Below are 19655 nucleotides of genomic sequence, written 5' to 3' on the forward strand. Positions count from 1 at the left end.
TCCTCAGGATTGGCTGCGGGGGTCAAGGACGTCGCGCAAGCCGTCGCCCAACAGGTTGAAAGCCAGGCTGACCAGCATGATTGCCGCACCGGGCGCCGCCACCAGCCACCAGCTTTCGAGCATGTAGCGCCGCCCGGTGGAGATCATCGCGCCCCACTCCGGCAACGGTGCCTGGGCGCCGAGACCGAGAAAGCCCAGGGCGGCGGCGGTGAGGATGATGCTCGCCATGTTCATGGTCAGGCGGATGATCACCGACGACAGGCACATTGGAATGATGTGCCGCAGGATGACCCGGGTACTGGATGCACCCTGGAGCTGTACCGCGACGACGAAGTCGGCGTTGCGCAACGGCAGTGTTTCGGCGCGGGCAAGTCGGGCAATCGGCGGCCATGCGGTGAGTGCGATGGCGATTACTGCGTGCTCCAGCCCCGGGCCGAGGGCGGCGATGAACGCCAGCGCCAGGACCAGGCTGGGGAACGAGATGAATATGTCGGTGATGCGCATGAACAGGCTGTCGACCCAGCCACCGAAGTAACCGGAAACCGTGCCGACCAGCAGGCCGATGGGGCCGACAATCACCGTCACCAGCAAGACGATGTACAAGGTGATGCGCGAGCCATACACGAGCCGGGCGAACACATCGCGACCGTATTCGTCAGTGCCGAACCAGTGCGCGCTACTGGGTGCCTGCAACGCGCCGGCGAGGTTCTGCAGCAACGGATCGTGGCCGGCGATCCAGGGAGCAAAAGCCGCGACCAGCATCAGGGTCGAGACAACGACCAGGCCGGCGAAGGTCATCGGGTTGCGCAGCAGGAAACGCAGCAGGCGCAAGGCGCTGGCGGCCATCGCTGCGGTACTGGAAGCGGGCAGCGCGGCGGCGGGTGCGCTGGAAGCCAGGGGCAGGTTCATTAGCGAGTCCTCGGGTCGAAGATCTTGTACAGCGCGTCGCTGATCAGGTTCAGCGTCACGAAGATGAGGCCGATCAACAGCACGCAGGCCATCACCGCGTTCATGTCACCGAGCAGCAAACTGCTGGTCAGGTACTGGCCGAAGCCCGGCCAGGCGAACACGGTTTCGATCAGCACCGCGCCCTCCAGCAGGCCGCCGTAGGCCAGCGCGACGATGGTCAGCAACTGCACGCGGATGTTGCCGAACGCATGACCCCAGACGATGCGTCGCTGGGACAAACCCTTGACCCGGGCGGTGATGATGTATTCCTGGGACAGCTGCTCGAGCATGAAGCTGCGGGTCATGCGGCTGATGTAGGCGACCGAGTTGAAGCTGAGGATTACCGCCGGCAGCAGGATGTGGCGCAACGCACTGCGAAAGGCCTCCCAGTCGCCGGACCAGGCGGTGTCGATCAACAACAGCCCGGTGTGTCTCGGGATCAGCCCGTCATAGGCCAGGCCGATGCGCCCGACGCCACCGGCCCAACCCAGCCAGGCGTAGAACACCAGGAAAGCCATCATGCCGATCCAGAAAATCGGTGTGGAATAACCGAACAGGGTAATCAGACGCGCGATATGGTCACCGGCACGTCCCTGATGAGTCGCGGCGTAGACACCCAGCGGCAGGCCCGCCAACACGCCGAACAGAATGGCCAGGGTCGCCAGTTCCAACGTAGCCGGGAAGACCCGGGCGATGTCGGTGATGACCGGGTTGCCGGTCAGCAAGGCCATGCCGAAATCACCGTGCAACAGGTCGCCGAGGTAGATCGCGAACTGGGTCCACAACGGTTTGTCCAGGCCCAGCTCTTTGTACACCTGGGCGTAGGCCGAGGCGTCGGCGTCCGGGCCGACGATGGCCAGCACCGGGTCCAGGGGCATCACTCGTCCGATGAAAAAAGTCAGTAGCAGCAACCCCAGCAACGTCACCGCCACCGAGCCGCCGCGTCGGGTCGCCGAAGCGGCCCGGGTGGTCCAGATTGAAAAGGATGCAGTCGACATGTTCATTCCTGCCTTGGCCCTGTGGCCGTCGATTTCAGCGCTGCTTGTAGACGTCCCGAAGACGCGTGGTGGCGGCGGTGTGGCCAATGTAGTTGCGCACATCCGCATGGATCACCACTTCGTCCACCATCTGTGAGACCGGCATGATCGCCCCGGCCTGTTGGTCGTAGAGGGTCTGGATCTGCGCGTAGATTTCGCGCTGGTGCTCGGGGTCACGCTCGCGCTCGGCTTGCTCGATCAATTGATTGAGCTGCGGGTTGAAAAACGAGGTGCGCCAGCCCTGGAAGTTGCTCAGCTTGGCTTCGGTGCGGTTGTCCGGGTTGTACACCAGGGCCCGCAGGCTCGAGTGCGGATGACGCTCCGCCCCGCCGCCGCCACGACCGACGAGGATGTCGAACTGGCGGTCGCGCATCGCCCCATAGATCTGGTTGCCGGTGCCGGTGATGATCGTCGCCTGGATGCCCGCCTGGGCCAGTGTCGCTTGCAGGCTGGTGGCGATGTTGATGAACGGCGGATCGGTCAGCGAACGGATGGTCACCTTGAAGCCTTCGGCATGTCCGGCCGCCGCCAGCAGGCGCTTGGCCTCGGCCACGTCCAGGCGATAGCCCGGATCCTCCAGGCGTGCAGGCAGTCCCAACTGCAACGGCCGCTGATTGATCACGCCGTAGTGCGGCATCACCACATCGTTGATGCCCTGGTAGTCGATCAGCAGGCGGATGGCCTGGCGCACGCGGATGTCTTGGAACAACGGTTGCTGCATGCTCATCGCCACGTAATACAGCGTGCCCCGTGCGATGCTCTGGATGCGCACTTCATCGACCTTGCCCAGCGCCTTGATGTCGGTGGCGGCCATGCCCCGGGCGACGTCCAGGTCACCGCGCTCGACCATCAGGCGCAGTGCCTGGGACTCGGTCATGTTGCGCATGATCACCCGGCGCAACTTCGCGGGGCCGCGCCAATAGTCGTCATGACGACTCATCAGGATCACGTCGTTGGCCCGCCAGATGTCGAGCTTGAACGCGCCGGACCCGGCCGTGTGCGTCGCCAGCCATGCGGCGCCCTGGTCGTCGCCGACCTGATGTTGCAAGGCGACCGAGCGATCGATGATGAAGGCACTGGGAGAGGTCGCCAGGGTATTGAGCACCAGCATCGGGTCGGTAATGCGGGGCAGCTCCATGACAAAGGTGTGCGGCCCTTCGGCACGCATCAGTTTGACGACGTTGTCGGCGGTGAAGCCGTAGGCTTTCCAGGTTGAAGCCAGGGCGCGGTTGAGGGTGACCACCCGTTGCAATGACCAGGCGACGTCTTGCGCGGTCAGTGGCGCACCGGAGTGAAAACGCACGTCGTCGCGCAACTGGAACGTCAGGCGCATGCGGTCGGGGCTGACTTCCCAGGTTTTCGCCAGGGCCGGAATCAGCGTGTCCGGCTGCGCCGCGTCCTGCTCCAGGAGCATGTCATAGACGTTGGCGTTGACTTCGGCGACCTCCAGGCCGGTGGCCGCAGCGGGGTCCAGAGACAGCAGGTTGATCATGCTCATGCCCACCACCAATTGGTCGGGGGGCGTTTCGCCTTGGGCCAGGCTGACGGGCACCTGCACTGCGCACAGGGCCACGGCGACACATAGCAGCCTGGTCAGGCGCTTGGGCCAGAGATTCATGGTTCAGTCCTTTCTTATATTTATAAAGACTTTGTCGCCCGGGCAGCCATCAGCCTCAGGCGTGGAACAGGATCAATGTCGAGACAGGGTGTTGGCCTCGATATACGCGAAGTTGATGTCTTCGCCCAACCCTGGCCGATCGGAGAGATGCACAAAACCGTTGGCATCCATCGGGTCGACGATGCTGTTGAGGTGCGCCGGGACTTCTTCATAGTCGAGGAACGGGTGCAGCAGGCCACGCTCGTACCAACGACAGTTGCTGATGGCACCGACCACCGCCAGGTTCGCCGCGCCATTGCCGTGGACTTCGCAATCCATGCCGAACGACTCAGCCAAGTGCGCCACCTTCAGGCACGGCCCGATACCACCGACCCCGGCCACGCCGGCACGCAGGATGTCACAGGACTTGTGGGTGACCCAACTGGCGCGGCTGTGAAACTTGCCGGCGATGCTTTCCGGGCCCAGCACTGGAATATCCAGGTTGGCCGCCAGCCAGGCATAGGACTCGGCCGAGTCTTCCATCATCGGTTCTTCGAACCAGGCAAAATTCAGTTCCTGCAGTGCCTTGCCGATGGTCAGCGCGTCCATGCGGCTGTACCAGTGGTAACCGTCGAGCATCAACGCGATGTTGGGGCCGACCGCCTCACGCACGGCGGCGCAGGCCTGGATGTCCATCTGCGGGTTGGGGGCGAAGGAAATCGGCGGCATCCAGGTGTGCAACTTGATGGCCTTGTAGCCGCGCTGGACCAGCTTCTCGGCGAACTGAGCGTACTCGTCCGGCGTCGACAACCCACCCGGCAAATCGTCGCCGCACATCGTCGAGCCGTACGCCGGAACCTTGTCACGATAGCCGCCAATCAACTTGTGCACCGGCAGCTTGAGCGCACGCCCGGCCAAGTCCCACAAGGCTTGCTCCACCAGCGCCAGCGCCCGGTCGGTGAACTGCCCGGCACTGCCGCGCTGCCAGTGTGCCAGGTCTTGCCAGATGCTCTCGCGATCCATCGGGTCGCGACCGATCAGCACTTTGCGCACGAAGGACTCGATGATGTGCGGACGAATCAACTCAGGCGGGCCGAAGGCATAGCCCTCGGAGCCATCGTCGCAACCGATTCGCAGCAAAGCCATCTTGATCATGACCTCATCGCCGGGATGGGCATGGCCGGCGCTGTCCTGGGCACGGCGCGAAGGGGTGGAAAAAACGTCGACGTGAACGCCTGTGATTCTCATGGGGAGGAACACCAATGTTGTTATTGTTTATTTGTATGTCGTCATACAACGATGCGGATTATTCTGACGTTCCTGGTGGACTGTCAACCCCTCAAATGCAATAAAACCTGCGCATGAACGAGGTTTTTCGCGGAGAAGAGGTTATTTCCACGAGAAAAATCTTAAAATGTCGTCATACCACACAGCGCGAAGTGAGACCACTTGCCGCAGACGACGTAGTGCCTTGAAGGCTGAAGACGTGGGCCAGGAGATGCGCGACTGTGGAGCGAGCTTGCTCGCGATAGCGGTCTGTCTGAGACGGTGATGTTGGCTGTGCCGCCGGCATCGCGAGCAAGCTCGCTCCCACAGGGGGGCTGTGGTGAGCGCAGAATTCGTGAACACCAGGGATCAAAACTGTGGGAGCGAGCTTGCTCGCGATAGAGGTGTGTCAGCGGCGGTGATGCTGACTGTGCCGCCGTCATCGCGAGCAGGCTCGCTCCCACAGGGATCTCTGGCGGACGCCGAACTTGTGAACAGCCGCAATCAAAAACTGTGGGAGGCGGTGGCTGCGGAGGGTGGACTCCCTGTCACAGATTTTGTGCTGACTTTGGCTGCCTGGCTAGATTCGAGGTTTGCGCCGTCGACTCCAGACAATGCCCACCGTCGCAGCCACGACCACCACCCCGACATTGCCAAACAACCAGATCGCAAAGTTGCGGCTCTGGTCTGCTTCGCTCTCATAGAACGGCCCGAAATAACTACCAACGGCCATGAATGCCAAATTAAATGTACCGACCGCCAACACGATGATCAGGAGAACAAACAAAGTTTCCTTGATGACGTTCATATGACTTTCCAGAACCAGATGTCCTTGGAATCGTGAAAGTCCGAGAACGTGCCTTCGATCGAAAAACCCATTTGTATACGTGGGTAGCTCAGCCAATCCGTCAGGCGACGGCCATTCCACAGGTCGATGTGATCGCCGCTGCGGTTGGTCGTGGTTTCGTTTGCCCGACGCCAGAAGTCCTTGAAGAAAATAACGCCCTGCTGCCCGCTCAGGGTCTCTTCGAATTCTTCGCTTTTAATGGTCTTCATGGCCTGCAAGCCAGGAATCTTGGCGCGGCTCAAGGCCTTGGCGAGCTCTTCGGCGGCCAATATGTGCCCGTCGCTCTTGGGGTGTTGCCAGCAATGTCGCACGCTTTTGAGCTGACTCATGTCTGCACCAGCGCGACGCAGGGCCACGCCGAGGTTGATCGCGCATTGGTCACTGAAGTTCTTGGCTCCATTGGTTCTGCAAGGCGCGGCATCACCAAATATCTGCGGATGGCTTTTCCACAACGTGTCGAATGTAAACATTCTGCCCTCTCCATGAGGTTTTTATCCTGGACGAATAGCCTAGCAGACCTGCTCGCACCATGGATCCAATAAGCGCTGGCGCAAGATTGAAAGCCAGTAGCCATCACCGACCCTTTACGGTTTCCTGTCCCAGGCACGGTTATTGGCTGAAACCTTTCGAAATCACCGTTTGTGATGTTTCAGCCCGGCGCAAGGAAGGCTCTAGCGCAACCTGTCGAGACGTACCTCCGAATGACAGTTTTCCCGTTAACCGTCCCCGACAAGTTGTTTTTCTGCCTAGACTCATCACTGTTCCGCCGTGCGCTGTGTTTTGAATGAGCCCGCACGAAAATACTAAAAACAAGAGGAAAGCCCGTAATGTTCAAACCTATCTGGAAAGCGCTCGCTTGCACATTGGCCCTTAGTGCGATGAGCACGGCCATGGCGGCAGATCCGGTGGTGATCAAGTTCTCCCATGTGGTCGCCGAACAAACACCAAAAGGCCAAGGCGCGCTGCTGTTCAAGAAACTCGTGGAAGAACGGTTGCCAGGCAAAGTGAAGGTCGAGGTCTACCCCAACTCTTCACTGTTCGGCGATGGCAAGGAAATGGAAGCCCTGCTATTGGGCGACGTGCAGATGATCGCGCCGTCACTGGCCAAGTTCGAGCAATACACCAAGACCGTACAGTTGTTTGACTTGCCGTTCCTGTTCGATGATATCTCCGCCGTGGACCGTTTCCAGTTGAGCCCTGAAGGCCAGAAGCTGCTCAAATCCATGGAAAGCAAGAACATCACCGGCCTGGCTTATTGGCACAACGGCATGAAGCAGCTGTCGGCGAACAAACCCCTGCGTGAACCCAAGGATGCTCGTGGCCTGAAGTTCCGCGTACAGGCATCGGCGGTACTGGAAGAGCAATTCAAGGCGGTGAACGCCAACCCGCGCAAGATGAGTTTCGCCGAGGTTTATCAGGGCTTGCAGACCGGCGTGGTCAACGGTGCGGAAAACCCCTACTCGAACATCTACAGCCAGAAGTTGCATGAAGTGCAGAAGTACATCACCGAATCCAACCACGGTGTACTCGACTACATGCTGATCACCAACACCACCTTCTGGAACGGCCTGCCGCCGGATATTCGCAGCGAACTGGAAAAGATCGTCGCGCAAGTCACCACCCATGTAAACCAGGAAGCGGCACAGCTGAACCAGCACGACAAGCAACGCATCCTCGACGCCAAGACCACCGAGATCATGACCCTCACGCCTGAAGAGCGTAACGCATGGCGCGACAAGATGAAGCCCGTCTGGAGTAAGTTCGAAGATGATATCGGCACTGACCTGATCAAAGCCGCCGAAGCCTCCAACAAGGCCCAGTGATGGGTTGGCCGGTGCCGCTGTCCTGGTAGCACCGGCCAGTCGTCCCCTACAGGAGATGTCGTCCATGAACGCCCTTCGGCGCATTTGGGAACACTTCGAGGAAGGTTTCATCGCCTTCCTTCTGGCCGCCATGACGCTGGTTACATTCGTCTACGTGGTGCTCAACAACCTCTACAGCGTGTTCTACAGCCTTGGCGACCACTGGTCAGCCGCCAGCGAGCCGCTGTTCGCCGCGGGCGACAGCATCATGTCCATGGCCCAGGCAATGACCTGGAGCAATTCGCTGACCAAGGCCCTGTTTGGCTGGCTGATCTTTTTCGGGTTGTCGTACGGCGTGCGCACGGCCGGGCACATCGGCGTCGATGCGCTGGTGAAACTGGCGAGCAAACCGGTGCAGCGCTTCATCGGCGTCATTGCTTGCCTGTGCTGCCTTGGCTATGCCGGGCTGCTGGCGGTGGCGAGTTTCGAATGGATCAACACGTTGATGATTGCCCAGATCGGCGCCGAGGATCTCGGCCATTTCGGCATCATGCAGTGGCATGTCGGGTTGATCGTGCCAGTCGGTTTTGCCCTGGTGTTTATCCGTTTCGCGGAAATTCTCGTACGGATCCTGCGCAACCGCCAGACCGGTCTGGGCCTGGCCGATGAAGCGGCCGAAGCCATCAAATTGACCGAACATGAGGAAGACAAGCCATGACCATTGCCTTCCTGTTCATAGCGCTGTTCGTGCTGATGTTCATCGGCGTGCCCATTGCCATATCGCTGGGGTTGGCCGGTTCGCTGACCATCATTTTCTTCAGCCCCGACTCGGTGCGCTCACTGGCGATCAAGCTGTTCGAAACGTCCGAGCACTACACGTTGCTGGCGATTCCGTTCTTCCTGCTGGCCGGTGCGTTCATGACTACCGGCGGTGTGGCACGACGGCTGATCGACTTTGCCAACGCCTGCGTCGGGCATATCCGTGGCGGCCTGGCGATTGCGGCGGTGCTGGCTTGCATGCTGTTTGCGGCGTTGTCGGGCTCAAGCCCCGCGACAGTGGCAGCGGTCGGTTCCATCGCCATTGCCGGGATGGTGCGCTCGGGTTATCCACAGGCGTTTGGCGCAGGCATCGTGTGCAACGCGGGGACCCTGGGCATCCTGATTCCGCCCTCGATCGTGATGGTGGTGTATGCCGCGGCGACCGAAACCTCGGTGGGCAAGTTGTTCATGGCCGGTGTCGTGCCGGGCCTGCTGCTGGGAATTTCATTGATGGTGGCGATCTACATCGTCGCCGTGAAGAAGAACCTGCCAGCCCTGCCCCGGGCAACGTTCCGTGAATGGTTGACCACCGCGCGCAAGGCCATCTGGGGCCTGCTGCTGATGTTCATCATCCTCGGCGGGATTTACTCCGGGATGTTCACCCCCACCGAAGCAGCGGCGGTGGCGGCGGTGTATTCGGCGTTCATTGCGTTGTTCGTCTACAAGGACCTGACGTTCCGTGAGACGCCGAAAGTGCTGCTGGAGTCGGCCAAGCTGAGCATCATGCTGATGTTCATCATCGCCAACGCCATGCTCTTCGCCCACGTACTGACCACCGAGCAACTGCCGCAGCAAATCACCGCATGGGTGATCGATGCCGGGTTGACGCCGGTGACCTTCCTGCTGGTGGTGAACATCGTACTGCTGGTCGCGGGCGCGTTCATGGAGCCTTCGGCGATCATCCTGATCCTGGCGCCGATTCTGTTCCCCATCGCCATGAAGCTGGGCATCGACCCGATCCACCTGGGCATCATCATGGTGGTGAACCTGGAGATCGGCCTGATCACGCCACCGGTGGGATTGAACCTGTTCGTCACCTCGGCGGTGACCGGCATGTCCCTGCCCGCCACCATCCGCGCCGCCATGCCATGGTTGATGATTCTGCTGGCGTTCCTGGTGCTGATTACCTATGTGCCGTGGATCTCGCTGGTGCTACCGAACTGGTTGGGGATGAGTTAAGCCCAACCGAACACAGACCTGCGGAGCGAAGGCACTGGCTCATCACTCCGCAGGTGCAGCTCCTGGTGTGGTTAATGCACCGTCGACACATGCATAAGGAAATCCGGCAATGCTCAAACCTATGTGGATAACGCTCGCCTGTACCCTGGCCTTCAGTGCATTGGGCACGGCCACGGCGGCAGAACCGATCGTGATCAAGTTTTCCCATGTCGTGGCCGAACAAACGCCCAAGGGCCAGGGCGCGTTGATGTTCAAGAAGCTCGCGGATGAACGACTGGCGGGCAAAGTGAAGGTGGAGGTGTACCCAAACTCCACGCTGTATGGCGATGACAAGGAGCTGGAAGCCTTGCTCCTCGGGGAAGTGCAGATCATTGCGCGGTCGCTGGCCAAGTTCGATCAGTACACCAAGTCGGTGCAGTTGTTCGACTTGCCCTTCCTGTTCAACGACATCGCCGCCGTGGACCGTTTCCAGCGCAGCCCCGAGGGCCAGAAGCTGCTCAAGTCCATGGAAAGCAAGAACATCACCGGCCTTGCCTATTGGCACAACGGCATGAAGCAGCTATCGGCCAACAAGCCGCTGCGCACCCCCGAGGATGCCCGCGGCCTGGCGTTCCGGATACAGACCTCCGCGGTGCTGCAGGAACAGTTCCAGGCCGTGGGCGCCAAGGCGCAACCGATGATCTTCTCGGTGGTGTACCAGGCTTTGCGCACCGGTCTGGTCAACGGCACGGAAAACACCTATTCGAACTTCTACAACCAGAAACTCAATGAAGTGCAGAAATACGTCACCGAGTCCAACCACGGCATACTCGACTACATGCTGATCACCACCTCGGACTTCTGGAACGGCCTGCCGCCGGATATCCGCAGCGAACTGGACAAGATCGTGGTCGAGTCCACCGATTACGCCAACAAGGAAGCGGAGCGATTCAACCAGCAGGACAAGCAGCATGTGCTGGACGCCAAGACCACCGAGATCATTACTCTCACACCGGAGCAGCGTAATGCCTGGCGCGAAAAAATGAAGCCGGTGTGGGCGCAGTTTGAACAGGAGATCGGGCCGGACCTGATCAAGGCGGCTGAGGCTTCCAACAAGGCCCAGTGATGTAACAAGGTATAGCACGGCCCTGTGACGAGGGAGCAGGCTCCCTCGTCACAAAAGCGGTCATCCACGTTGAATCCACCGTCCCCAGCAACCCGGCACATTGCGTTATGATCCCCGCCTCTCCCTGAACAGAGCTTTTACTCGCGAATGCTGCCGTCCACCGCCGATACCACCGCCCTGCCCGCCGTCCTGGTCGGCCCACTGTTGCGACGGCTGGAGCCCTCGCGGCTGGTGATGTGGCTGTTGGGTACGCGAGCATTGGCGTTGACGTTGCGCGTGGCCGGCGTGGGCGATCGTGCACTGGATGCGACGTGCTGCACCGTGGTGCCGGTGGGGCAGCAGGCTTTTGTACACCTGATCGATGTACGGCTCGACAGCCCCCTGCCCCGGGACGTGACGATTGACTACGACTTGCTGGTGGACGGCGCGCCCATCGCCGAATGGGCGCCGCATCTGCTGTATGACGGCGCTCCGTGCCCGAATTTCATGTTGCATTCGCGCATCGAGCAACTGGTCCACGGCTCTTGCCGCAAACCCCACTACCCAGCCAACGACGGCCTGCTCTGCGTCGACCGGCTGCTGGCGCAAACCCCGGAGCAGCGCCCGGCATTGCTGATGATGAGCGGCGACCAGGTCTATGCCGACGATGTCGCCGGGCCCATGTTGCGGGCGATTCATGCGCTGATCGAACGCTTGGGGCTGTTCGAGGAATGCCTGGACGGTGCCGTGGTGGAAGACAGCGCCAAGCTCTATCAGCACCCGGCCAGTTATTACCATCGTGCCGATTTGTTGCCGGCACTTGAGAGCAACGAAACCCTGCGCGAGCGATTTTTCGGCGGGGCCCGCAAGCCGATTTTCACCAGCAGCAGCGCCGACAATCACCTGGTGACCTTCGCCGAGGTCATGGCGATGTACCTGCTGGTGTGGTCGCCCGTGCCTTGGACGTTGATCACGGTGCAGCCGCCCGAACTGACCGTCGAACGGCGCCAGCGCTACGACCTGGAACAGCAGCGCATCGATGCGTTCAAGACCGGGCTGGGCGGTGTGGCGCGGGTGTTTGCGCACCTGTCGTGCCTGATGATTTTCGACGACCACGACATTACCGATGACTGGAACCTGTCTGCGCAGTGGGAGGAAACGGCCTACGGCCATCCGTTCTCCAAACGCATCATCGGCAATGCGTTGATCGCCTACATGCTCTGCCAGGGCTGGGGCAACAACCCGGATGCCTTCGCTGACGTGCTCCCGCAAACCTTGGCCCTGAGCGACACCGCCCGGGACCGTTACCTCGACAGCGAACCCCAGGACCAACTGATCGACACCCTGCTGGCTTTCCAGCAATGGCATTACGTGCTGCCGAGCACCCCGGCCCTGGTGGTGCTCGACACCCGCACCCGCCGCTGGCGCAGCGAGAACAACCCCAAGCAGCCTTCCGGCCTGCTGGATTGGGAAGCCCTGAGCGAGTTGCAGCAGGAGTTGTTGGATCACCCGTCGGCGATCATCGTCTCACCGGCGCCGATCTTCGGTGTGAAGCTGATCGAGACTGTGCAGCGGGTGTTCAGTTGGTGCGGTTATCCGCTGCTGGTGGACGCGGAAAACTGGATGGCCCATCGCGGTGCTGCCCAGGTGATCCTGAATATTTTCCGCCACTCGCGTACGCCCGGTAATTACGTGGTGCTGTCCGGGGACGTGCATTATTCCTTCGTTTACGAAGTATTGATCCCGCACCGCAAGGGTGGCCCACGCATCTGGCAGATCACCAGCAGCGGCATCAAGAATGAATTTCCCCCTGCGCTGCTGGAATGGTTCGACCGCCTGAACCGCTGGCTCTACTCGCCGCGCTCGCCCTTGAATTGGTTCACCAAGCGCCGCAGCATGCGCATCGTCCCCCACACCCCGGAACACGCCGAAGCCGGTGAGCGGCTGTGGAACAGCGCAGGCATTGGCCAGGTGTTCTTCAATGAACAGGGCCAGCCCACGAAGATCTACCAGCACAACGCCAACGGCCAACCGCCGACGCGCATGCGGCCTCCCAAATCCCCACCAGCCTGAAACCTGTGGGAGCGGATGCAAAAACACCTGTGGGAGCGAGCTTGCTCGCGATGACGGCGGCATGATCAGTATTTTCGCAAGCTGACACTCCGCTATCGCGAGCAAGGTCGCTCCCACAGGGAAGTCGGCAGGTCAGAACGCCAATTGCAGGCTCTGCTGACCTTCAAGGCTGAGCAGCAGCTGCTTCGCCGCCAGGCCGCCAGCGAAGCCGGTAAGGCTGCCGGAGCTGCCGATGACGCGGTGGCATGGGGCGATGATCGAGATGGGGTTGCGGCCATTGGCGGCGCCAACCGCCCGAACCGCCGTCGGTTGGCCAATCTGGATGGCGATGTCGCGGTAGCTGCGGGTTTCGCCGAAGGGGATGGTCAACAGGGCTTGCCAGACGCGGATCTGGAAATCAGTCCCTGCGAAGTCCAGCTTCAGCTCGAAACGACGGCGCTGGCCGGCGAAGTATTCCAGCAACTGACGCTCGGTTTCCTTGAGGACCGGGTGCTGGGTGTCCTCCTCCAAAGGCCCCAGCCGCACCCGATTGAGCCGCTCGTTTTCCCAGAGGATGGCCGCCAGCCGTGTCTCCCGGGCGACGAGGATCAGTTGGCCGACGGGGGATTGGATGGTTTTGTAGCGGGGCAACATCGAAGGATTCCTTGTCAAAGCCTTTGTGGCGAGGGAGCTTGCTCCCTCGCCACAGGGGGTTCTCACCGCTCCCAAAATCTCGCTCAACCCAACAACCCCAACGCCTTCGCCCGCGCCACCGCCTGGGTGCGGCGCTCGACGCCGAGTTTGCTGTTGATGTGGCTGGCGTGGGTCTTGACGGTGTGCAGCGAGATAAACAACTGCTCGCTGATTTCCTGGTTCGAGCAGCCTTGGGCAATCAACTGCAACACCGCCCGCTCGCGACTGCTGAGGGTTTCGACCGGCGCCGCTGGGTCGGCAGGCTGGGCCACCGTCGAGGGCAGGCGTTCGAGCAGGTGCTCGCGCAAGGTACTGGGCGGTGCCTGCAGCAGCTGTTCGCGCAACCATTCACGGTGCTCGCCGAACAACCACTCGAAAGGCTGCAATACCCCGCCGCTGGCGGCTTCGAAAGCCTGGGCCAGGGTGCGACGGGCTTCGGGTTCACGCCCGATGCTCAGCAGCAAGGCGACTTTCTGGTTGAGCGCCATCACGCTGAGCATCTGCCGGCCACTCTGCTGACCGTGTTCAAGCAAGGCATCGAGCCGCCCTTGCGCGAGTATAGGTTGGCCCCGGATGGACTCCAGCACCGCCTGTTGCAACTCGACATGCAGCGGCAGTTGCGGGTGGAATTCCGGTGGTGCGGCGGCCCGTTCGCCCGTGTAGGTCTGGCCCAGCCGGGCCAACCAGGCTTCGGCCAGGTCGGTGCGGCCCTGGGCCAACCAGAGTTCGCACTTGACCAGGGTGATCATCGCCAGATAGTAGATCGGCGGAACATCCCAGATATGCATCAGGCGCTCGGCTTCCGCCAGTTCGGCGAAGGCCCGGGCGAACTCGCCGCTGTAGCCTTCGATACGCGCGATCACGCAATGGCCGATCAGCACGCTGATGTCGCGGCAGGCACGGGCCTCGGTGAGGCCCGCCTGCAGCCGCGCAAGGCCGGCCTGGGGCTGCATGCGCAAGGTCAGCAAAAAACCTTCGTACATGATCAAGCGCGCCCGTACCGCATAAAGCCGCTGGGGCGACAGCTTGTGCAAACGTTGCAGGCCCTGGTGCACTTCATCCAGCGCCCGCAGGATCTCTCCCCGTGCCTGCAGGACCCGGGCACGATCGTAATGGGCCAGGGCCTCGAACAGTGGATTACCGACCCGCTGCGCCAGCTCCAGGGAATCGCGGTTCAGGTTCCGGGCGCGCCACAGGTCGCCGTCGGCAATCGCCAGGTTCGACAGTGTGGACAGGCACATCAGGCGCTGGCCGTAGCGTTTTTGCGGCAGGCTCTCCAAAGCTTCGCTGCAATACCGCACGGTGGTCTCGCGGTCGCCCCGGCCACGGGCGACGATCCCGCTCAGGGCCAGCCATTGGGCGAGCATGGATTTTTGCGCTGTGGCCGAGGGAGCCGGCAGGAAACGACTCAAGTGCGCCGCCAGCTCTTCGGCAGCGTCCAACTGGCAGGCCAGCCCCAACGCCCAGCTGTAGAGCACGATCAGCCGCGGGGTGCTGATGAGCAGGCTGTCGGGCAAGTCCATTTTCCAGCGCAGCAACATGCCGACGTTCTGCTCGGCCAGCAGTTGCTCCTCCGAGAGGTTCTGCACCAGGTTCGCCGCCACGTCCAGATGCCCGGCCCGCAGCGCCTGCTCCACAGCTTCGTCGATCAGGCCCTGAGCGTTGAACCAGCGGCAGGCTCGCAGGTGCAGGGTAGCCGCCGGGACCATGGCCGGTGCGCTGGGACGACTGCGCAGCAGGTCGGAGAACAGGTGGTGGTATCGGTACCAATGGCCGTGCTCGTCCAGCGGCACCAGGAACACCTGGTGGGCCGCCAGGTAACGCAGGATTTCGGCGCTGTCATGGGCCTCGCGCACGGCGTCGCACAGTTCGCTGCAAAAGCGTTCCTGAGGGGCCGTGTCGTAGAGAAATGCCTGCACCTCGGCGGGCAGGCAGTCGATGACCTCTTCGAGCAGATAATCGCGAATCAGCCCTTCGCCGCCGTGCAAGGCCTGGGGCAGCAGGCCTTCGGTACCGGCTTCGGAGGCGGCAAGCAACCAGAAACGCAGCCCGGCCACCCAACCTTCGCTGCGCTGGATAAGATTTTCCAGCGCCTCACCGCGCAACGAACTGCTGTGGTGCTGGAGCAGGGTCAAGGCTTCGTCATGGGTCAGGCGCAGGTCCTGTTCATTGAGTTCGAGCAGTTGCCGCGACAGGCGCAGGCGCGCCAAATGCCAGTCCGGGCGCTGGCGGCTGGTGACGAGGACCAGCAACCCGTCGGGTAGGTGATTGAGGAAAAATTGCAGGCAGCGGTCCAGCACCGGGCTTTGGGCCAAGTGGTAATCGTCGAGCACCAGTAGCAAGGGCTCATGGGGCGATAAGTGCGTGGACAGTTCGTCCAACAGGCCATCGAGCCATTCTTCGAAGGCAAAGGGTTGATGACGCTGGCGCATTTTCAGCAGCCCCAGGGCGCGACCGCCCAGTTGCGGGAAAAAAGCCTGGAGCCCTTCGAGCAACCGCTCCAGGAAGCGGCCGGGATCGTTGTCCCGGGCACTGAGCCCCAGCCAGAGGCTTTGCCAATGGGCCGGCAGGCTCTGGCAGAACTCCACCGCCAGGGAGCTTTTACCGAACCCCGCCGGGGCACTGACCAACAGCAACCTGCCTCCGAGCCCTGCACTCAAGCGTTCGCACAACCGCGGCCGCACGACATGGCCGTCGGGCAAGGGCGGGCGGTAGAAACGCCCGTCCTGTACCGCGATGGCTGCGCGGGCAGAATCCGGAAGTGAAGACAAATCAGTCATGGCCGGCTCTTGTTGGAATGCGGGTGGCGGCGTTGCAGATGTCCGCAGACTAGCGGTAAACGATGAGGTATTGAAGGGAGTGCTACAAATGGCTACAAAAAGACTACAAAAGTGATTGCCCTTGAAGGCGCCGCTTTTGTGGCGAGGAGATTTGTGTTGGGCAAAAAAAAGCCCCGAACCAGTCGGGGCGTTTCTTCGAGGATGCGGCCTCGGGTAAAGCGGTTTAGCGGATGCCGTCCTGGCGCAGGGCATTCGGGGTGAAATCGGCGGTGGTGGCGGTGAAGCCGAAATCGTAGGCCGATTTCTCTTCGTTCTTCATGCCCAGTGCCAGGTAGCGGCCGGACTGCAGGTCGTAGAGGGTTTCCAGGGCGTACCACGGCACTTGCTTGTCGTAGTAGTTCTCGGCATGAGCCTCGGCCACGCGCCACAGTTGGCCACGGCCGTCGTAGTGGTCGATCACCGCAGCTTGCCAGGTGTCTTCATCGATGAAGAAGTCACGCTTGGCGTAGATGTGGCGCTGGCCTTCCTTCAGCGTCGCGGTCACGTGCCAGACACGACGCAGCTCGTAGCGTGCCAGGTCCTGGTTGATGTGGCCGGCCTTGAGGATGTCGGCGTACTTGAGTTGCGGCGAATCGATCTTGTAGCTGTTGGAGGCGATGTACAGCTCTTTCTTGCCTTCCAGCTTCCAGTCGTAGCGGTCCGGCGCGCCGTTGTACATGTCCAGGTTGTCGGAGGTACGCAGGCCGTCGGCGGCGGTACCCGGGCCGTCGTAGGACACTTGCGGGGCACGGCGCACACGGCGCTGGCCGGCGTTGTAGACCCACGCCGAACGCGGCTCCTTCACTTGGTCAAGGGTTTCGTGCACCAACAGCACGCCACCGGCCAGGCGCGCCGGCGCGGTCACTTGCTGCTTGAAGTAGAACAGGATGTTGCCGGGGTTGGCCGGATCGAAGTCCTTCATCTTGTCGCGGAACACGAACTGGTCGCGGAAGTACACCAGGCTGTACGAACCGTTGGGCTGTGGGGTGGCCTGGGTGACCAGGCGCGTCACGCTGCCGCCACGATAGCGGGTGATGTGGTTCCAGATGACTTCCACGCCGCTCTGGGGAATCGGGAACGGCACGGCCGTCTCGAAGTTCTCCAGGCCGTTGCCGCCGGAGACCAGCTTGGTGTTGACCGCGTTTTTCTTGATGGAGGCGAACACCTCGTCCGGCACGGTGGCACCGCGATGGGTCGGATAGACCGGCATCTTGAAGGTTTCCGGGTAACGCTTGAACATCGCGTACTGGCCCGGCGCGAGCTTGTCCTTGTACTGGTCGACGTTCTGCGCGGTGATGGTGAACAGCGGTTTTTCACTGGCGTATGGATCGGCGAGGAAGCCCTTGCTGTCCACGGAACCGGCATTCTTGGCCATGGGTTTCCAGGCCGAGATCGAGCCGTCGGCATTGCCGGCCATCTCGGCGCCCATCGGCGTCAGGCTCTTGCCGAGTTTATCGGCCTCGGCCGCAGGCACTGCCGCCATGACGCTGGCGGCCAGCAGGGAGAGCCCCAGAACACCGGCCTGCAACAGATTCTTTGTTATTTTCATAGTGTGTCGTCCTGAAATTCGGTGCTTAGAAGGTCACGCCGACGCTGAGCGCCAGGAAGTCACGATCGTCCACGGTACTGAAGTCGCCACCAAAGAAGTTGGTGTAGGCCAGGCTGGCGTTGTAGGTGTTCTGGTACTCGGCATCCAGCCCGAGGCTGACGGCTTTGCGGCCTTCTTCGAAGTTGCCGCCAGGGCCTGGCGAGTAGCCTTTGACGTCATGGGACCAGGCCACGTTGGGCTTGAGGTTCACGCCAGCGAAGACGTCCGGGTATTCCCAGATGGCACGCGCACGGTAGCCCCAGGAGGTGGCGGTGGTGAAGCCGTCGTTGTTGCAATTGCTGTTCACGTCGTTGATGGTCTGGCCGCCCCCCGCCGCAGTAGAGGTATTGAGCGAGTTACAGAAGCCGTTGGGCAGCTCACCCGGCCCGAACACCGGATCGCGGCCGTAGCGAGCGTCGGATTTGCTTTCCAGGCCACCGACATGGGTCACCCCGACTTCGCCCACCAGGGTCAGGCGACTGGCGCCCATGACCTGGTCCAGGAAGTGAGTGAACGTGGTCTGGAACTGAGTGATCTCTTTACGGCGATAACCATGCAGGTCTTGGCCTGGAGTGCCCTGAAGCACCGATGCATTGCCAAAACCGGGAAGCGGCGTCACACCGGCGAAGAGAATGTCAGTGGTGCTCAGTTGCACTGGCGCATTCGGACGATAGCTGATCTCACCGCTCCACGCCGTGCCGGTAGGCAGTGTCGTGGAGAAACTCAGGCCATAGAGACGGATATCTTCCGGGTATTCGACGAAGTAGTTGGAGTTACCTGCCACGATCAGAGGACGCAGTGCCGCGATTGGTCCCGCGGTATAGAACTGCTGCGCAGCCCCCTGGGCACTGAAAATCGGCGCACGGCTGTGGTAGTTCATGAAGTAGGCACCGAACTCGGTGTCCAGCGGCTCGAACATGTACTTCAGGGACGCGCCCCACTGGCCGCTGTCGCGGGCATCGCGGTCCGGGCCACGACGTACCAGCACGCCTTCTTCGTTGATATCGACGCCCTGGCCCGCCAATAGCGGGAGAACGACTCCCGGCAGCGGAACGGCCGAACGCTTGTTCAGCACCCGCAGGTTATCGGTACACCCATCGGCAATCACATCCGGCTGGGAGAAGAACGTACCGCAGTTATCCACCACGGTCTGGTCCCACTCCAACTGGTAGAAAGCCTCGGCCGACAGGTTGTCGGTCAGGCTCTGGGAGACGTAGAACATGTTGACCGGGATCAGGCCTTCCTTGACCTCGGCACCAGGGCGACGGAAGGCGGACACGTCGACCGGGTTGATGGAGTTGATGCCGCCCTGGATGAAGGTACTTTCACCCCAGCTGACCACCTGTTTGCCCAGGCGGACCGAACCCGGCTGATCGGCGATGGCGTAGTTGTGGTAGACGAATGCATCGAGGATCTGCCCGCCGGAGGACTTGGCGCCTTCCTTGCGGTTGTTGTCGCTGATGTCCTTGTACAGGCGGTTTTCATCCTTGAGTTCGAAGTCGTACCAGTACTTGCCGCGCACGAACACGCCGGTATCGCCGTACTTCAGTTCCAGGTCATGGATGCCCTTGAATATCTTCGAGAAGGTTTCCCCTCGCTTGAAGTTCAAGTGGCCGTCATCGGAGGTCTGCGACAAGCCCTTGCCGCCATTGTTGACACCGATCAGGTCCTTGTTGGCGTTGGCCGTGGACCAGCTCGCGCCGACCGACAGGGACGAGTCGAACTGGCCTTCGATTTCACCGATGTTGAAACTGACGCCGAATGCTGGCCCGGCGAGCGAAGAGGCGAGACTGACCGCCAGAGGCAGTTTTGCCCGGCGCCAGAACGTGGTTGCTGAGGTCATCGACGCTACTCCATGTGCATTATTGTTATGGCAGTGGACATTTCAAGAACACCTCGATGGCTGGGATCGGCAGCGTCCCGA

15 protein-coding genes are annotated in these 19655 nt (G+C 61.4%); 5 read left to right on the forward strand and 10 right to left on the reverse strand.

Annotation, left to right across the window (positions count from 1 at the left end; genetic code table 11):
* Positions 1 to 3: 3 nt before the first annotated feature.
* The 6 genes from AB4O22_RS21925 to AB4O22_RS21950 all read right to left on the reverse strand — a co-directional run bounded on the left by AB4O22_RS21925 (position 4) and on the right by AB4O22_RS21950 (position 6165).
* On the reverse strand, positions 4 to 909 hold the full coding sequence (locus tag AB4O22_RS21925) for an ABC transporter permease (protein WP_223524304.1): 906 nt from the start codon (positions 907 to 909) through the stop codon (positions 4 to 6).
* A complete protein-coding gene (locus tag AB4O22_RS21930; RefSeq protein WP_013692286.1) occupies positions 909 to 1946 on the reverse strand; it encodes an ABC transporter permease in 1038 nt (345 codons plus the stop codon). Before AB4O22_RS21930 ends, AB4O22_RS21925 begins: the two co-directional genes overlap by 1 nt.
* 34 nt (positions 1947 to 1980) lie before the next feature.
* Entirely contained in the window at positions 1981 to 3603 is a 1623-nt protein-coding gene (locus tag AB4O22_RS21935) for an ABC transporter substrate-binding protein (RefSeq protein ID WP_028237159.1), read from the reverse strand.
* Positions 3604 to 3675: 72 nt separating this feature from the next.
* The gene (locus AB4O22_RS21940) at positions 3676 to 4830 is read right to left on the reverse strand and encodes a mandelate racemase family protein (RefSeq protein ID WP_223471485.1); all 1155 of its coding nucleotides are present in this window, start codon (positions 4828 to 4830) and stop codon (positions 3676 to 3678) included.
* A 598-nt stretch (positions 4831 to 5428) separates the two neighbouring features.
* Positions 5429 to 5656 carry a hypothetical protein gene (locus AB4O22_RS21945; RefSeq protein WP_003197910.1) on the reverse strand — a complete coding sequence of 76 codons (228 nt, stop codon included), beginning with the start codon at positions 5654 to 5656 and terminating at the stop codon, positions 5429 to 5431.
* The gene (locus AB4O22_RS21950; protein WP_003197908.1) at positions 5653 to 6165 is read right to left on the reverse strand and encodes a type VI secretion system amidase effector protein Tae4; all 513 of its coding nucleotides are present in this window, start codon (positions 6163 to 6165) and stop codon (positions 5653 to 5655) included. Before AB4O22_RS21950 ends, AB4O22_RS21945 begins: the two co-directional genes overlap by 4 nt.
* 357 nt (positions 6166 to 6522) lie before the next feature.
* Between AB4O22_RS21950 and AB4O22_RS21955 the strand changes: the two genes are divergently transcribed.
* The 5 genes from AB4O22_RS21955 to AB4O22_RS21975 all read left to right on the forward strand — a co-directional run bounded on the left by AB4O22_RS21955 (position 6523) and on the right by AB4O22_RS21975 (position 12652).
* The gene (locus AB4O22_RS21955) at positions 6523 to 7518 is read left to right on the forward strand and encodes a TRAP transporter substrate-binding protein (RefSeq protein WP_411740629.1); all 996 of its coding nucleotides are present in this window, start codon (positions 6523 to 6525) and stop codon (positions 7516 to 7518) included.
* A 64-nt stretch (positions 7519 to 7582) separates the two neighbouring features.
* The gene (locus AB4O22_RS21960) at positions 7583 to 8215 is read left to right on the forward strand and encodes a TRAP transporter small permease (protein ID WP_223471486.1); all 633 of its coding nucleotides are present in this window, start codon (positions 7583 to 7585) and stop codon (positions 8213 to 8215) included.
* Positions 8212 to 9495: a C4-dicarboxylate TRAP transporter large permease protein DctM gene (gene dctM, locus AB4O22_RS21965; RefSeq protein ID WP_043042554.1), complete on the forward strand. Its 1284-nt coding sequence runs from the start codon at positions 8212 to 8214 to the stop codon at positions 9493 to 9495. Before AB4O22_RS21960 ends, dctM begins: the two co-directional genes overlap by 4 nt.
* Positions 9496 to 9604: 109 nt before the next feature.
* Positions 9605 to 10600: a TRAP transporter substrate-binding protein gene (locus AB4O22_RS21970; protein WP_460097158.1), complete on the forward strand. Its 996-nt coding sequence runs from the start codon at positions 9605 to 9607 to the stop codon at positions 10598 to 10600.
* A 147-nt stretch (positions 10601 to 10747) separates the two neighbouring features.
* Entirely contained in the window at positions 10748 to 12652 is a 1905-nt protein-coding gene (locus tag AB4O22_RS21975; protein ID WP_460097159.1) for an alkaline phosphatase D family protein, read from the forward strand.
* A 132-nt stretch (positions 12653 to 12784) separates the two neighbouring features.
* Here the strand turns inward: AB4O22_RS21975 and AB4O22_RS21980 are convergent, their stop codons facing one another.
* From AB4O22_RS21980 to AB4O22_RS21995, 4 genes are all read right to left on the reverse strand, one after another.
* On the reverse strand, positions 12785 to 13285 hold the full coding sequence (locus AB4O22_RS21980) for a methylated-DNA--[protein]-cysteine S-methyltransferase (RefSeq protein ID WP_223471487.1): 501 nt from the start codon (positions 13283 to 13285) through the stop codon (positions 12785 to 12787).
* 83 nt (positions 13286 to 13368) lie between these two features.
* Entirely contained in the window at positions 13369 to 16104 is a 2736-nt protein-coding gene (locus AB4O22_RS21985) for a LuxR C-terminal-related transcriptional regulator (protein WP_223471488.1), read from the reverse strand.
* Positions 16105 to 16327: 223 nt separating this feature from the next.
* On the reverse strand, positions 16328 to 17692 hold the full coding sequence (locus tag AB4O22_RS21990; RefSeq protein ID WP_003197892.1) for a DUF1329 domain-containing protein: 1365 nt from the start codon (positions 17690 to 17692) through the stop codon (positions 16328 to 16330).
* Positions 17693 to 17717: 25 nt separating this feature from the next.
* A complete protein-coding gene (locus AB4O22_RS21995; protein ID WP_223471489.1) occupies positions 17718 to 19574 on the reverse strand; it encodes a DUF1302 domain-containing protein in 1857 nt (618 codons plus the stop codon).
* Between the last annotated feature and the right edge of the window lie 81 nt (positions 19575 to 19655).

It is taken from the genome of Pseudomonas sp. S3_B11 (genome assembly GCF_054667715.1).